Below are 14,133 nucleotides of genomic sequence, written 5' to 3'. Positions count from 1 at the left end.
GACCGCAATCGTGGGCGCGCCCGCCCCCCGACCCGCCGCGCGAGGCGCGGCCTACGAAGACCCCTCCCAGCTGGCCAAAAAAAAGCGCCCGAAGGCGCTTTTTTCAATACACAACGCAACAAGGCAAAACCCGTTCACCCCTGCGCCCAAGAATCCCGCAACGTCACCACCCGATTCAGCACAGGCTTCTCCACGGTCGACTCCTTCAAGTCAGCCGTGAAATACCCCAGCCGCTCGAACTGCCACGTCGCCCCCGGCGTCGCCACCGTGCCCGGCTCCAGCCACGCCGTCACCGTCTGCTTCGAATTCGGATTCAGGCAAGCCAGGAAATCCTTGTCGCCGCCATCCGGCCGCGGATCCGCGAACAGGCGGTCGTACAGATGGATCTGCGCCGGCACCGCATGCGCCGCGCTCACCCAGGTGATATTGCCCTTGACCTTGACGCTGTCCGCCCCCGGCGTGCCGCTGCGCGTCTCAGGCAGGTACTCCGCCTGCACCTCGACCACCTCGCCCGCCTCGTTCTTGGTAAAGCCGGTGCAACGCACCACATAACCGTACTTCAGGCGCACCAGGTTGCCCGGGAACAGGCGGAAATACTTCTTCGGCGCTTCCTCGCGGAAGTCATCGCGCTCGATCCACAGCTCGCGCGACAGCGGGAATTCGCGCACGCCGGCTTCCGGATCGTGCGGATTGCGCGGCGCCGTGCAGATCTCGGTCTGGCCTTCCGGATAGTTGGTGATGACCAGCTTGAGCGGGTCCAGCACCGCCACCGAACGCGGCGCGATCGGGTCCAGGTCGTCGCGCACGGCCTGCTCCAGCAGGCTGTAGTCGATGCGCGAATCCGACTTCGACACCGCCGTGCGGTCGCAGAACAGGCGGATCGAGGCCGGCGTGTAGCCGCGGCGGCGCAGGCCGAAGATGGTCGGCATGCGCGGATCGTCCCAGCCGTCCACGTGGCCTTCGCGCACCAGTTGCAGCAGCTTGCGCTTGCTGGTGACCACGTAGCTCAGGTTCAGGCGGGAGAACTCATATTGGTGCGGCAGCGGCCGGGCCAGCTTGCCCAGTTCGGCCAGGCGTTCCAGGATCCAGTCGTAGAACGGGCGCTGGTCTTCGAACTCCAGCGTGCAGACGCTGTGGGTGATGCCTTCCAGCGCGTCCTCCACCGGGTGCGCCCAGCTGTACATCGGGTAGATGCACCACTGGTTGCCGGTGCGGTGGTGGGTGGCGTGACGCACGCGGTACATGACCGGGTCGCGCAGGTTGATGTTGGGCGACGCCATGTTGATCTTGGCGCGCAGCACCAGGCTGCCGTCCGGGTGCTTGCCGTCGCGCATCTCGCGCAGCAGCGTGATGGACTCGGCGGCCGGACGGTTGCGCCAGGGCGAGTCGGTGCCGGGTTCGGTCAGGGTACCGCGGTTGGCGCGGATCTCGTCGGGGCTCTGCGCGTCGACGTAGGCGTGGCCGGCCTCGACCAGCGCCTCGGCGAACTCATACATATAGCCGAAGTAGTCGCTGGCGAAATACAGGTTCTCGCGGCCGTCGGCCTTCCAGTCGAAGCCCAGCCAGTGCACGGCCTCGATGATGGCGTCGACGTATTCCTGGTCTTCCTTCTCGGGGTTGGTGTCGTCAAAGCGCAGGTGACAGACGCCGCCGAAATCGCGGGCCAGGCCGAAATTCACGCAGATGCTCTTGGCGTGGCCGATGTGCAGGTAGCCGTTGGGCTCCGGCGGAAAACGGGTGCGGATCTTCGCCGGGTCGGGTTCGCCCTGCTGCTGCACGGAGGCCGGTCCAGGCTTGCCCGCCCAACGCTTGCCCTGGAAGCGGTTGGCTTGCAGGTCGTCTTCGACGATGTTGAGCAGGAAATTGGATGCGGCGGGGGTCGGCGTCGTGGCGGAGGTCATTCTTGAAAGAATAGGAAAAAGCAGCGACAAAGCGTCAATTTTGCCACGTTCCCGTGACAAGCCATTTTTGGCTCGCTGCAAGCGGTTTCAAACTGGCCCCCATTGCCATGTAACTGGCTCTACACTACGGGCCATCATGGATATCTCCACCCTTTCCCTGGCCCGCGCGCAATTCGTGGCCAGCCTGAGCTTCCTGGCGCTGTTCCTGGCCGTGGCCCTGGCGCTTGCGTGGGTCCTGCTGTTCTTCAAGATACGCGCCCGCGTCTCGGGGCAGGGCGGCTGGACCGCCGCCTACCGCTTCTGGGTCCGCATCTTCGCCCTGTCCTTCGTGCTGACCCTGGCCGCCTGTGTGCCGGTGCTGATCCAGCTGGGCAGCCTGTGGGCCGGCCTGATGGACAAGATCGGCAACGTCGCCGGGCCGTTGCTGGGCTACGGCATCCTGTCCGTCTTCATCCTCAAGTCGTGTTTCCTGGGCGTCATGCTGTTCGGCCAGCGCCGCGTGTCCGACGGCGCCCACACCCTGGCGGTGCTGATGGTGGCCGTGGGGCAGCTGGTGGCGCTGTTCTGGGTGCTGGCGCTGCAATCGTGGATGCAGACGCCTGACGGCGCCGTGCTGGTCGATGGCCGCTACCAGGTCTACGACTGGGCGGCGGTGGTGCTGAACCCCTCGGTCGGCTGGCGCATGGCCGTGGTGGTGGTGGGCTCGGCCCTGGCCGCGGCCTTCCTGATGATGGGCGTGACCGCGCTGCAGGCCCTGCGCCGTCCGCTGGACGACGGCGAGCGCTGCACCTTCAAGACCGGCCTGGCGATCGCCGCGCTGGCTTCCGTGCTGCAGTTGCCGGTGGCCTCCGGCGCCGGCCAGATGGTGGCGCAGTACCAGCCCGCCAAGGCCGCCGCCGCCGCCGGCTACTGGGAAAGCGGCGCCGAGCCGCGCCTGGTGCTGTTCGGCTGGCCGGACGCCCGCAACCACACCAACGTGGCCGACTGGACCTGGAACAACGCCGGCGGCATGTGGCTGCACCGCAATGAAGACGGCACCTACCAGGGGCTGGACAAGTATTCGGGCATGTTGCCGCCGGTGGCGCTGACCTTCTGGTCGCTGCGGGTGGCGGCGGGGCTGGGCCTGCTGATGCTGGCCGTGTCCTGGGTCACGGTCCTGCTGACCTGGCGCCGCGGCATGGATGTCGCGGTGGTGTCGCGATGGTGGCAGCGCGTGCTGTGCGGCATGATGTTCTCCGGCGGCATCGCCGTCGTCGCCGCCTGGTGGGTGTCCGTCATCGGCCTGCAACCCTTCGTCGTCAACGGCACGATCACCCAGACCGAGGTGCTGGGCCCCATGTCTTCCAGCACCGTGCTGTACGGTCTGATCGGCTACGGCCTGCTGTACGCGCTGCTGCTGGCGGCCTTCGCCGGCATGCTGTTCCACGCGGCCCGCTACGGCGTGGTGCCGGTGCGCAAACTGGGCGGGGGAACGCCATGATCGCCATGCTCGCTGCCTCGCAGGGGCTGAGTCCCGATGATCCTTCCTTCTGGATGCCGCTGGCGTTCATGGGCCTGCTGTTCGTGGTCATCGCCGCCGGCGTGGTGCTGGACGGCTTCGACCTGGGCGTGGGCATCCTGCTGCAGCTGGCGCCCGAACAGGAGCGCGGCCGCATGATGAGCCTGCTGAGCCCCTGGCGCGACGCCAACGAATTCTGGCTGCTGCTGGGCATGGGGCTGTTCGCCTCGGCCTTTCCGTTCGCCTGGGGCGCGGTGCTGGGCAAGCTCTACGGACCGCTCACCTTCATGGTGCTGGGCGTGGTGCTGCGCAGCGTCTCCTTCGAATTCCGCATCCGCGCCCGCAACGAGGCCAAGCCGCGCTGGATCTTCGCCTTCTGGGCCGGTTCGCTGATGACCGCCTTCGGCCAGGGCATGCTGCTCGGCCGCATCGCCACCGGCTACCAATCCGACGCCGGCTATGGCTGGTTCGCGCTGTTCGTCGGCCTGTGCGCCGTGGCCGCCTATGTGCTGCTGGGCGCATCTTGGCTGGTGATGCGGGTCGACGGCGACCTGCAGCGCCGCGCCGCCAACTGGGCGCGCCACGCGATCCGCTGGACCGCGGTCGGCATGGTCGCCATCGCCGTCACGCTGGGCCTGGCCAACGCCGGCATCTTCTACAAATGGAGCAACATCGCCCACCTGAGCCTGGCGGCCACGGTATGGGTGCTGATGCTGGCCGGCTTCGTCGCCGCCGAAATGCTGCTGGCCCGCCTGCCGGGCCGCGCCGACCGCTTCAGCTGGCTGCCCTTCGTGCTGTGCGTGGCGCTGTTCCTGCTGATGCTGAGCGGCCTGGCCTACAGCCTGTTCCCCTACCTGATCCTGGACGACATGACGCTGTGGGACGGCGCCGGCGCGCTGGGCTCGATGCGGCTGGTGATGGCCGGCGCGGTGGTGGGGATTCCGGTGGTGCTGGTGTTCAACATCCTGGCCTACCGCTCGGTGTTCGGCCGGGAACGCGCGCCCGTGCCGCTGTTGCCGCCGCCGTCGCCCTGACGGCAACGCGGGCGCCGTCGAGGCGCCCGCCGCATGGGCCGCCACGCGGACGGCCGCCGCACAGCCGTCATCGAAGCGGCTGCTATCGAGAACCGCCGGCCGCTACAGCACCGGCCGCGCCACCCGTTGCAGGATCTCTTCGCCGTAGGCTTCCAGCTTGCGCGCGCCGACGCCGCTGATGTGGCTGAGCGCGTCCATCGATTCCGGCTGGGCCAGCGCGATCTCGCGCAGCGTGGCGTCGTGGAAGATGACGTAGGCCGGCACGCCGTGGCTCTTGGCCACTTCGCCGCGCCACGCGCGCAGCGCCTCGAACACCGGTTGCAGTTCGGCGGGCAGGTCGATCGCCGCGGCCTTGGCGCGGGTGCCGCCGGTCTTGCCCGAGCGGGTCTTCTTTTCGGAGTCGCGCCGCAGCATCAGCTGGCGTTCGCCCTTGAGCACCGCGCGGCTGCCCTCGGTCAGGGCCAGGGTGCCGTAGCCCTCGTTGTCGACGGTCAGCAGGCCCTGCGCCAGCAACTGGCGCAGCACGCCGCGCCAGGCCGTGTCGCTCAGGTCTTCGCCCACGCCGAACACGCTCAGGGTTTCGTGGCCGTGCTGCTTGGTGCGGTCGGTGACCTTGCCGCGCAGGATGTCGATGATGTGGCCGGCGCCGTAGCGCTGGCCGCGTTCCTTCCAGAGGCGGTAGACGGCCGACAGCACCTTCTGCGCGGCCACGGTGCCGTCCCAGGCCTGGGGCGGATCGAGGCAGACGTCGCAATTGCCGCAGGCCGTGATGTGCTGGCCGAAATACGCCAGCAGCCGCACGCGGCGGCATTCCACGGTTTCGCACAGCCCCAGCATGGCGTCCAGTTGCTGGCCGAGGCGGCGGCGGTAGGCGTCGTCGCCGGGGGATTCGTCGATCATGCGGCGCTGCTGCACCACGTCCTGCAGGCCATAGGCCAGCCAGGCGGTGGCGGGCAGGCCGTCGCGGCCGGCGCGGCCGGTTTCCTGGTAGTAGCCCTCGACCGACTTGGGCAGGTCGATGTGGGCCACGAAGCGCACGTCGGGCTTGTCGATGCCCATGCCGAAGGCGATGGTGGCGACCATGACCACGCCGTCCTCGCGCAGGAAGCGCGCCTGGTTGGCGGCCCGCACCTGGGCGCTGAGCCCGGCGTGGTACGGCATGGCGTCGATGCCCTGGTTGCAGAGGAATTCGGCGGTTTCCTCGACTCGGGCCCGCGACAGCGCGTAGACCACGCCGGATTCGCCCTCGTGCTCGGTGCGGATCATGTCCAGCAGCTGCTTGCGCACCTCGTTTTTCTCGACGATGCGGTAGCGGATGTTGGGGCGGTCGAAACTGGAGACGAAGTGGTGCGCGTCGGTCAGCGACAGGCGCTGGGCGATCTCGGTGCGGGTCTCGGCGGTGGCGGTGGCCGTCAGCGCGATACGCGGCACATCGGGCCAGCGCTCGTGCAGCATCGACAGGCCCAGGTATTCCGGGCGGAAATCGTGGCCCCATTGCGAGACGCAGTGGGCCTCGTCGATGGCGAACAGCGCGATGTTGCCGCGTTCCAGCAGCTGCAGGCAGCGGTCGGTCAGCAGGCGCTCGGGCGCCACGTACAGCAGGTCCAGCTCGCCGGCCAGGAAAGCCTGCTCGACGTCGCGGGCCACGCGCCATTCCTGCGTCGAGTTGAGGAAGGCGGCGCGCACGCCGAGTTCGGTCAGCGCGTCGACCTGGTCCTGCATCAGCGCGATCAGGGGTGACACGACGATACCGGTGCCTTCGCGCACCAGCGACGGAATCTGGTAACAGAGCGACTTGCCGCCGCCAGTGGGCATCAGGACCAGCGCGTCGCCGCCGTCGATGACTTGCTGGACGATGGCTTGCTGGTCGCCGCGGAAGGATTCGTAACCGAAAACGCGCTGCAGGACGCCGAGGGCGCGCGCGTCAGACATGGGGATAGGCCGGGAGCATCATGGCGGGGATTTTAAGCCGCAAATCCGGCCGCCCGGGCGCGGGGGGATATTTCCGTCCGCCGGGCGACCCGCATCACCAGCTCAGCCACGTGCCGCGCATGAAGGTGTCCACCGGCATGCTGAGGTTGGCGCGCCACTCGTAATTGCCGGAAATGATGTCGCGGTCGGCGCCCACCGCCAGCTTGACCTTGGGCGCCACGAACATGCTGTGGGACAGGCCGACGCGCTGTTCGGCCAGCACCGAGCCCTCGTGCAGCCCCGAATAGGTGCCGCTGAGCGTGCCCCAGCCGGTGATCGGCACCCCGGCCGACAGGGTGTTGCGGGTCTGCGGCGCCGCCGCCACGCCGCCGGAATAGGTGGACAGGTCGCCGAAGCCGGCGCCGATCTGTTCGTTGGTGTAGCCCAGGTTGACCGCGTCGGCCACGTCGACGTTGTAGCCGAAGCGGTAGCGCCAGGCGCTGGCGGCGTCGAACGAGCTCTGGGTGGCGCCGGCCTGGAAAGTGCCGTAGTCGCCGGCGGAATAGGTGGTGCCCATGCCGCGCGTGGTCAGCGCCGGCGCGCTCTGCATCTGGCCTTCCAGCGTCAGCACCGGCGTCAGCCCGTAGCGGACGGTGCTGTTGCCGACCGAGGCGCCGTAGTCGACCGCCCCGGACGTGGCGCTCGGATCCATGCGGTTGAGCCGGCCCAGCGACGAGGAATAGCCGAAGCTGCCTTCCGCCAGCGGCGCCGTGGTGCTTTGCAGGTTGGAGATCTGCAGCCCGCCGACGGGCGCGCTGCTGCCCCAGGTGGGCGCGTTGGCGTTGATGTTGCCCACCGAGAACGACGGGCCGGTGGTGTTGCGGTAGACCCAGTTGCGGTCGCCGCCGTAGCGCAGGCCGTCCTGGCCGCTGACCGAGGAGAACCAGGGACGGGTCGGCCGCGACACGCCGGAGATCACCACCACCGGCACGCGCGGGATATCGCCGCTTTCCAGGTCGAAGGCGTATTCGGGCGTGTCGGACGGGTCGGCGGCGGCCTGGGGCGGCGTGCAGCCCAGCGGGCCGGCGCTGGCATCGCCGGACAGGGTCGAGCCCGTCCCCGGTATCAGCTCCGCGTCATTGCCGCCGGCCACGCTGGTATCCATGGCCGGTTCGGCCGTCTGCATGTCGCAGGGCGTGGGGTCGAGCGGCACCGCGCGCGACTCCAGCGACGGCGCGGGCCGGACCGGCACCGGTTGCTCCGGCGCCAGCACGCCGATGCCGCGCGCCACGTAGGTCGGGGCCGGCGAAGGGGAGAGGGGGGCCGCGGGCGTGCCGCCGAACGCCGACGCGAACGGGCTGGCCAAGCCTGCCGTCAACGCCGTGTACAGCAGCCGTCTGCGCCAGGATGCAGGGGCGGGCATAACGACAGTGTAGAAAGGGGACGCTGCCCCAGCTGTAAACGATTTTTAGTAAACCGGACCAGCGTATGCGGGCAATGGGATTTATTTTAGGGCCAGTCCGCCCCGCACGGCCATGCCGACGCGAAAGGACCGCCAACGCCGGCAAACATCGTGCAACAGGTATATTTCAGATGATTTCCCGGCTCTTGCCGCCAACGCGGGACGGCTCCACTATGGCATCCATGGACAATCACCACACCAAGCTGCTGGTCGTCGACGACGATCCGGCCCTGCGGCAACTGCTGGCCGACTACCTGAACCGCCACGGCTACGACACCCTGCTGGCGCCGGACGCGAGCGACCTGCCGTCGCGCATCACCCGCTACGCCCCCGACCTGCTGGTGCTGGACCGCATGCTGCCCGGCGGCGACGGCGCCGACGCCTGTCGCCGCCTGCGCGAGCAGGGCGAGGACATCCCCGTCATCCTGCTGACCGCCCGCGACGAGGCTGTCGACCGCATCATCGGCCTGGAAGCCGGCGCCGACGACTACGTCGGCAAGCCCTTCGACCCGCGCGAACTGCTGGCCCGCATCGAGGCCGTGTTGCGGCGCAAGCGCGGCCCGTCGGCGCTGACCAAGGACGCGCCGGTGTCGTTCGGCCCGTTCCTGTTCGATCCCTCCACCCGCCAGCTGTCGCGCGAAGGCACGGTGGTCAAGCTCACCGGCGGTGAAATCAACCTGCTCGAGGCACTGGTGCGCAACGCCGGCAAGCCGCTGTCGCGCGAACGCCTGCTGGCGCTGGCGCGCGACGACGACGCCGGCGAACGCAACGACCGCGCCATCGACATCGCGATCCTGCGCCTGCGCCGCGTCATCGAGGACGATCCCAAGCAACCCCGCTGGATCCAGACCGTCTGGGGCATCGGTTACCGGTTTTCCCCCTGATGCGCTTCTCTGCCGGCTTCCTGGTGCCGCGCTCGCTGCGAGCGCGGCTCATCCTGCTGATCCTCGGGTCGGTGCTGCTGACGCAGGCGGCGACCCTGGTGACGGTCTCGTACTTCCGCCACAAGTTCATGGAAGACGTGGCCATCGGCTACATCACCACCACCATCCGCACCTTGCGCGCCGCCGTATCGCAGGTGCCGGCCGAGGATCGCGCCGACTTCGTGCGCGCCGCCTCGCAGAACCAGTGGCGCCTGTGGTCGCGGGTGCTGCCCGCCGAGGCCAAGCTGCAACGCTTCAACGGCCGCCGCCCGCCGCCCCGCAATGCGCAGCATCCTCCGCCCCCGCCGCCTCCGCCGCCGCCGAGCGCCCAGATCCAGGGGCCGCCGCTGCCGCCCGAGATGCGCGGCGACGAGCGCGAAGTCGAACACGAGCGCGAACGCGAAGAGCGCCACGCCGACCGCGAGCGCGAACGCGAAGAGCACATGCGCCGCTACAAGCCCGAGCCCGACGACATCCGCCGCGACCTGCGCGGGCTGGTGCAGCAGCTCAACGAGCGCCTGAACGACGGCACCCGGGTGGCGCTGTCGCGCGGCCCCACGCCGGAAATCTTCATCTCGCTGGCGCCCAACCCGGCCAGCGAGGATGCGCCGCGCCTGCGTGAATGGCTGGTGATCCCGCTGGATCGCCTCGACCCGCCCGTGGCCACGCCGTTCATCGCCGCCTGGCTGGGCGGCCTGGGCCTGTTGCTGCTGCTGGCGGTGGGCTTTTCCTGGCACATCACCCGTCCCATCACCCGCCTGGCCGACGCCGCTGACCGCCTGGCCGCCGGCCAGCCGCAGCGGGTCGAGCCGTCCGGGCCGCACGAGACGCGGGTGCTGGGCGAACGCTTCAACGCCATGCTGGACGCGCTGGCCGAATCCGATTCCGTGCGCCGCACGCTGCTGTCGGGCCTGCCGCACGACCTCAAGGGGCCGCTGTCGCGCATGTGGCTGCGCATCGAGCTGGCCGACGATTCGGCCCTCAAGGAAGGGCTGCGCACCGACCTGCAGGACATGCAGCACATGGTCGACCAGTTCATCGGCTTCGTGCGCGGCACCGATCCCGCCGCCTACCGCTACGCGTCGATGGTGCTGCCCGACTGGCTGACCGAACGCGTCAACGCCTGGCGCGGCGCCGGCACCGACGTCACGCTCAAGACTTCCGGCGGCGACGACGCGCTGATCGTGCACGGGGACGCCGTGGCGCTGGGCCGGCTGCTCGACAACCTGATCGGCAACGCCCTGAACCATGGCGCGCCGCCCGTCGACATCTGCCTGCGGCGCGAAGACCGCTACGCGGTGCTGGATGTCTCCGACCACGGCCCCGGCATCGTGCCGGAGCGGCGCCTGGAGGCGCTGCGGCCCTTCAGCCGCCTGGACGACGCCCGCACCCGCACCGGCAGCGTCGGCCTGGGCCTGGCGCTGGCCGAGGCCATTGCCCGCGCCCATGGCGGCTCGCTGGAACTGCTGCGGGCCGAGTCGGGCGGGCTGTGCGTGCGGGTCAAGCTGCCGGTCGTCGACGGCGCCTGATTCCGGCCCGGGGCGTTTTGGGCCCGGACCCCGCCCCGGGCCCGGCGGTTACGGTACGATGCAGCATCCCGCTCAGTATCCAGTCGTTCCCGCACCATGGCCATCCAGTCCGATTCGCTTTCCTCCCGCCCCGACGCGCCTCGCATCGTCGCGCCCCAACCGGCGTCGCCCAACGAGGAATCGATCGAACGCGCCCTGCGGCCCAAGGCGCTGGAGGAATACGTCGGCCAGCAGCGCGCCCGCGAACAGCTCGAGATCTTCATCGCGGCCGCCCGCAAGCGCGGCGAGGCGCTGGACCACGTGCTGCTGTTCGGCCCGCCGGGCCTGGGCAAGACCACGCTGGCCCACATCATCGCGCACGAAATGGGCGTGCAGCTGCGCCAGACCTCCGGCCCCGTGCTCGAACGCCCGGGCGACCTGGCGGCGCTGCTGACCAACCTGGAAAAGAACGACGTCCTGTTCATCGACGAAATCCATCGCCTGTCGCCCGTGGTCGAGGAAATCCTCTATCCGGCGCTCGAGGATTTCCAGATCGACATCCTGATCGGCGAGGGTCCGGCCGCGCGCAGCGTCAAGCTCGACCTGCAGCCGTTCACCCTGGTCGGCGCCACCACCCGCGCCGGCATGCTGACCAATCCGCTGCGCGACCGCTTCGGCATCGTTTCGCGGCTGGAGTTCTACAACGCCGACGACCTCGGCCGCATCGTCACCCGCAGCGCTGGCCTGCTCAATGCCGGCATCACGCCTGACGGCGCCGCCGAAGTGGCGCGCCGCGCCCGCGGCACGCCACGTATCGCCAACCGCCTGCTGCGGCGCGTGCGCGACTACGCCGAGGTCAAGGCCGGCGGCACCATCGACGCCGACGTCGCCGGCCGTGCGCTGGCCATGCTCGAGGTCGACCCGCAGGGCCTGGACCTGATGGACCGCAAGCTGCTCGAAGCCATCATCCACAAGTTCGATGGCGGCCCGGTGGGCGTGGACAGCCTGGCCGCGGCCATCGGCGAAGAGCGCGACACCATCGAGGACGTGATCGAGCCCTACCTGATCCAGCACGGCTACCTGCAACGCACGCCGCGCGGCCGCACCGCCACCCTGACCACCTGGCGCCACCTGGGCCTGACCCCGCCGGCCGGCGCCGCCAGCTCCAGCGGCGAGCTGTTCGGCAAATAAAATCCGACTTTCTTCGCGTACAAAGGACTGTTTCCATGTTGCCCGAACTGCCCACCTTCGACGACGTCGCGCGCGCCAGCGAGCGCCTGGCCGGCAATGCGCACCGCACGCCGGTGCTGACCTCGACCACGGCCGACGCCATCGCCGGCGCCTCGTTGTTCTTCAAGTGCGAGAACTACCAGCGCATGGGCGCGTTCAAGTTCCGCGGCGGCTACAACGCCATCGCGCGCCTGACGCCCGAGCAGCGCGCCGCCGGCGTGGTCACGTTCTCGTCGGGCAACCACGCGCAGGCGATTGCGCTGGCCTCCAAGCTGCAGGGCGTCAAGGCCACCATCATCATGCCGCTGGACGCGCCGGCGGCCAAGCGCGCCGCCACCGAAGGCTACGGCGGCCAGATCGTCACCTATGACCGCTACACCGAGGACCGCGAGCAGATCGCGCTGCGCATCCAGTCCGAGACCGGCGCCACGCTGATCCCGCCGTACGACCACGAAGACGTGATCGCCGGGCAGGGCACCGCGGCCAAGGAACTGTTCGAGGATGTCGGCGAGCTCGATTACCTGTTCGTGTGCCTGGGCGGCGGCGGCCTGCTGTCGGGCTCGGCGCTGTCGGCGTTCGCGCTCAGCCCGCGCTGCCTGGTCTACGGCGTCGAGCCGGAAGCCGGCAACGACGGCCAGCAATCGCTGCGCAAGGGCGAGATCGTCCGCATCCAGGCGCCCAAGACCCTGGCCGACGGCGCCGCCACCACCCATCTGGGCAACCTGACCTTCCCCCTCATCCAGAAGCACGTGCGCGATATCGTCACGGTGACGGATGACCAGCTGGTCTCGACCATGAAATTCTTCGCCGAACGCATGAAGATGGTGGTGGAACCCACTGGCTGCCTGGCGGCCGCGGCCGTGCTGCAGGGCGTGGTGCCGGTGCGCGGCGCGCGCGTCGGCGTCATCATCAGCGGCGGCAACGTCGATCTTCCGGCCTACGGCAAGTTGCTGGCGGGCTGACCCCACGGGCGAAGCGCCGGCGGGATATCGTCCGGCGCTTTGGCCGCCAGCTTGCGGAGGCGGCGCACGCAGGGCAGAATCGGACCTGAATCCTGAAGAACAGGGGCTGCTCCATGCGTATCCTTGTCATCGGCGGCACCGGCTTCATCGGCCGTCATCTCATCGCCCGGCTGGCGGGCGGGCAGCACCAGATCCTGGTGCCCACCCGCCGCTATGGCCAGGGGCGAGAACTCCAGCTGTTGCCCACCGTCACCCTGCTCGCCAGCGATCTGCATGACGACGGCGAGCTCGACCGCCTGGTGCGCGGCTGCGACGTGGTGATCAACCTGGTGGGCATCCTGCACGGCAATTCGGGCCGGCCCTACGGCTCCGATTTCGCGCGGGCCCACGTGCACCTGCCGCAGCGCATCGCGCGGGCCTGCCGCCGCCAGGGCGCGCGCCGCCTGCTGCACGTCAGCGCGCTGGGCGCCGATTCCAGCGGCGCCAGCATGTACCAGCGTTCCAAGGGCGATGGCGAGGCCGCCATCAAGCAGGAGCTGGCCGACTGGCGCGAGGGCGGCTGGACCATTTTCCGTCCGTCGGTGGTGTTCGGCGCCGACGACAACTTCACCAACATGTTCGCGCGCCTGGCGCGCTGGCTGCCCGTGTTGCCGCTGGCCGGCGCGCACGTGCGCATGCAGCCGGTGTTCGTGGGCGACGTGGTGACGGCGATGGTGGCGACGCTGGGCAATACCCACGCCTGGGGCAAGACCTATGAACTGGGCGGCCCGCAGGTCTACTCCCTGGGCGAGATCGCGCGCCTGTGCGCCGGCTGGGGCGGCCACCCGCGCCCGGTGGTCAACCTGCCGATGGGGCTGGGGCGGATGCAGGCCATGCTGTTCGAATGCCTGCCGGGCCGGCCCCTGATGTCGCGCGACAACCTCGATTCGCTGCGCAGCGACAACATCTGCGGCGCGCCGATGGCGCCCGAATTGAACGTGGTGCCGACCGGGTTGGAAGCGGTCGCGCCCGGTTACCTGTCGCCGATACGCTAGCCGGCCACAGGGCACGCCGGCTTCGGCCGGGCGTTTGCAGCCCGGGCGCGCGCCGGCGGCTGTTTCAGCGCACCAGCGCCTTCAAGGCCTGCTTGATGCCGTCCGACACGCCCACGCCTTCGGGCAGGGTCTTCAGCGCGGACAGCGATTCCTTCTCGGAGTACCCCAGCGCCAGCAGCGCGTTCAGGATGTCGGACTGGTTGTCCTGCACCGGATGCGCGGTGGCGCCGATGTCGGCGCCCAGCTTGCCGCGCATTTCCAGCAGCAGGCGTTCGGCGGTCTTCTTGCCGATGCCCGGCACGCGGGTCAGGCGGCCCGATTCCTGCAGCGTGATGGCCTGGGCCAGATCGGCCACCGACAGGCCCGACAGCACCGACAGCGCGGTGCGCGCGCCGATGCCGCTGACCTTGATCAGCTCGCGGAAGGCGCTGCGCTCGCCGGCCGTGGCGAAGCCGTAGAGGATGTGGGCGTCCTCGCGCACGGTCAGGTGCGTGTACAGGGTGACGCGCGCGCCGGTTTCCGGCAGCGAATAGAGCGTGCTCATGGGCACGTCGATGTCATAGCCCAGACCGTTGACGTCCACGCACACGGTGGGCGGCAGTTTCTCGATCAGGGTTCCGGTGATGCGTCCGATCATGGTGGCAGTGGCCTGGCAAAAGAGGGGGCCGCG

The 14,133-nt window shown here is 69.4% G+C and carries 11 protein-coding genes; 7 read left to right on the top strand and 4 right to left on the bottom strand.

Annotated features, from left to right (window positions below; genetic code table 11):
• Nucleotides 1–134 precede the first annotated feature (134 nt).
• Entirely contained in the window at nt 135–1,901 is a 1,767-nt protein-coding gene (locus AOZ53_RS09835; RefSeq protein ID WP_054432884.1) for a glutamine--tRNA ligase/YqeY domain fusion protein, read from the bottom strand.
• Nucleotides 1,902–2,037: 136 nt separating this feature from the next.
• Between AOZ53_RS09835 and AOZ53_RS09830 the strand changes: the two genes are divergently transcribed.
• Together AOZ53_RS09830 and AOZ53_RS09825 are read left to right on the top strand one after the other, a co-directional pair.
• Entirely contained in the window at nt 2,038–3,381 is a 1,344-nt protein-coding gene (locus tag AOZ53_RS09830; RefSeq protein ID WP_054432885.1) for a cytochrome ubiquinol oxidase subunit I, read from the top strand.
• The gene (locus tag AOZ53_RS09825; RefSeq protein WP_054432886.1) at nt 3,378–4,433 is read left to right on the top strand and encodes a cytochrome d ubiquinol oxidase subunit II; all 1,056 of its coding nucleotides are present in this window, start codon (nt 3,378–3,380) and stop codon (nt 4,431–4,433) included. The genes AOZ53_RS09830 and AOZ53_RS09825 overlap by 4 nt, the downstream gene beginning before the upstream one ends.
• 102 nt (nt 4,434–4,535) lie before the next feature.
• Here AOZ53_RS09825 and recQ read toward each other — a convergent pair whose 3' ends face one another.
• Together recQ and AOZ53_RS09815 are read right to left on the bottom strand one after the other, a co-directional pair.
• Nucleotides 4,536–6,365: a DNA helicase RecQ gene (recQ, locus tag AOZ53_RS09820; RefSeq protein WP_054432887.1), complete on the bottom strand. Its 1,830-nt coding sequence runs from the start codon at nt 6,363–6,365 to the stop codon at nt 4,536–4,538.
• Nucleotides 6,366–6,459: 94 nt separating this feature from the next.
• Entirely contained in the window at nt 6,460–7,710 is a 1,251-nt protein-coding gene (locus AOZ53_RS09815; RefSeq protein WP_369816802.1) for a fimbrial protein, read from the bottom strand.
• Between the two features lie 278 nt (nt 7,711–7,988).
• Here AOZ53_RS09815 and AOZ53_RS09810 point away from each other — a divergent pair, with 278 nt between their 5' ends.
• The 5 genes from AOZ53_RS09810 (at nt 7,989) to AOZ53_RS09790 (ending at nt 13,463) form a co-directional block, all read left to right on the top strand.
• Nucleotides 7,989–8,690, top strand: a complete 702-nt coding sequence (locus AOZ53_RS09810; protein ID WP_006393155.1) for a response regulator — start codon at nt 7,989–7,991, stop codon at nt 8,688–8,690.
• Complete coding sequence (locus AOZ53_RS09805; protein WP_054432888.1) at nt 8,690–10,258, top strand: sensor histidine kinase; 1,569 nt, start codon at nt 8,690–8,692, stop codon at nt 10,256–10,258. The genes AOZ53_RS09810 and AOZ53_RS09805 overlap by 1 nt, the downstream gene beginning before the upstream one ends.
• A 96-nt stretch (nt 10,259–10,354) precedes the next feature.
• Nucleotides 10,355–11,428, top strand: a complete 1,074-nt coding sequence (gene ruvB, locus AOZ53_RS09800) for a Holliday junction branch migration DNA helicase RuvB (RefSeq protein WP_054432889.1) — start codon at nt 10,355–10,357, stop codon at nt 11,426–11,428.
• Between the two features lie 35 nt (nt 11,429–11,463).
• On the top strand, nt 11,464–12,429 hold the full coding sequence (locus tag AOZ53_RS09795; RefSeq protein WP_054432890.1) for a threo-3-hydroxy-L-aspartate ammonia-lyase: 966 nt from the start codon (nt 11,464–11,466) through the stop codon (nt 12,427–12,429).
• A 113-nt stretch (nt 12,430–12,542) separates the two neighbouring features.
• Nucleotides 12,543–13,463, top strand: coding sequence for a complex I NDUFA9 subunit family protein (locus AOZ53_RS09790; RefSeq protein WP_054487644.1), 921 nt, complete (start codon nt 12,543–12,545; stop codon nt 13,461–13,463).
• A 64-nt stretch (nt 13,464–13,527) separates the two neighbouring features.
• Here AOZ53_RS09790 and ruvA read toward each other — a convergent pair whose 3' ends face one another.
• Nucleotides 13,528–14,100 carry a Holliday junction branch migration protein RuvA gene (gene ruvA, locus AOZ53_RS09785; RefSeq protein ID WP_006393160.1) on the bottom strand — a complete coding sequence of 191 codons (573 nt, stop codon included), beginning with the start codon at nt 14,098–14,100 and terminating at the stop codon, nt 13,528–13,530.
• Between the last annotated feature and the right edge of the window lie 33 nt (nt 14,101–14,133).

It is taken from the genome of Achromobacter sp. 2789STDY5608621 (assembly GCF_001299375.1).
GTDB classification, from domain to species: Bacteria; Pseudomonadota; Gammaproteobacteria; order Burkholderiales; family Burkholderiaceae_B; genus Achromobacter; species Achromobacter insuavis.
This window is presented reverse-complemented; position numbering and strand designations above follow the sequence as displayed.

What these genes read in the sequence shown, in the direction of transcription:
- AOZ53_RS09835 (WP_054432884.1), bottom strand. Translation starts at nt 1,901, where the DNA reads ATGACCTCCGCCACGACGCCGACCCCCGCCGCATCCAATTTCCTGCTC.
- AOZ53_RS09830 (WP_054432885.1), top strand. Translation starts at nt 2,038, where the DNA reads ATGGATATCTCCACCCTTTCCCTGGCCCGCGCGCAATTCGTGGCCAGC.
- AOZ53_RS09825 (WP_054432886.1), top strand. Translation starts at nt 3,378, where the DNA reads ATGATCGCCATGCTCGCTGCCTCGCAGGGGCTGAGTCCCGATGATCCT.
- recQ (WP_054432887.1), bottom strand. Translation starts at nt 6,365, where the DNA reads ATGTCTGACGCGCGCGCCCTCGGCGTCCTGCAGCGCGTTTTCGGTTAC.
- AOZ53_RS09810 (WP_006393155.1), top strand. Translation starts at nt 7,989, where the DNA reads ATGGACAATCACCACACCAAGCTGCTGGTCGTCGACGACGATCCGGCC.
- AOZ53_RS09805 (WP_054432888.1), top strand. Translation starts at nt 8,690, where the DNA reads ATGCGCTTCTCTGCCGGCTTCCTGGTGCCGCGCTCGCTGCGAGCGCGG.
- ruvB (WP_054432889.1), top strand. Translation starts at nt 10,355, where the DNA reads ATGGCCATCCAGTCCGATTCGCTTTCCTCCCGCCCCGACGCGCCTCGC.
- AOZ53_RS09795 (WP_054432890.1), top strand. Translation starts at nt 11,464, where the DNA reads ATGTTGCCCGAACTGCCCACCTTCGACGACGTCGCGCGCGCCAGCGAG.
- AOZ53_RS09790 (WP_054487644.1), top strand. Translation starts at nt 12,543, where the DNA reads ATGCGTATCCTTGTCATCGGCGGCACCGGCTTCATCGGCCGTCATCTC.
- ruvA (WP_006393160.1), bottom strand. Translation starts at nt 14,100, where the DNA reads ATGATCGGACGCATCACCGGAACCCTGATCGAGAAACTGCCGCCCACC.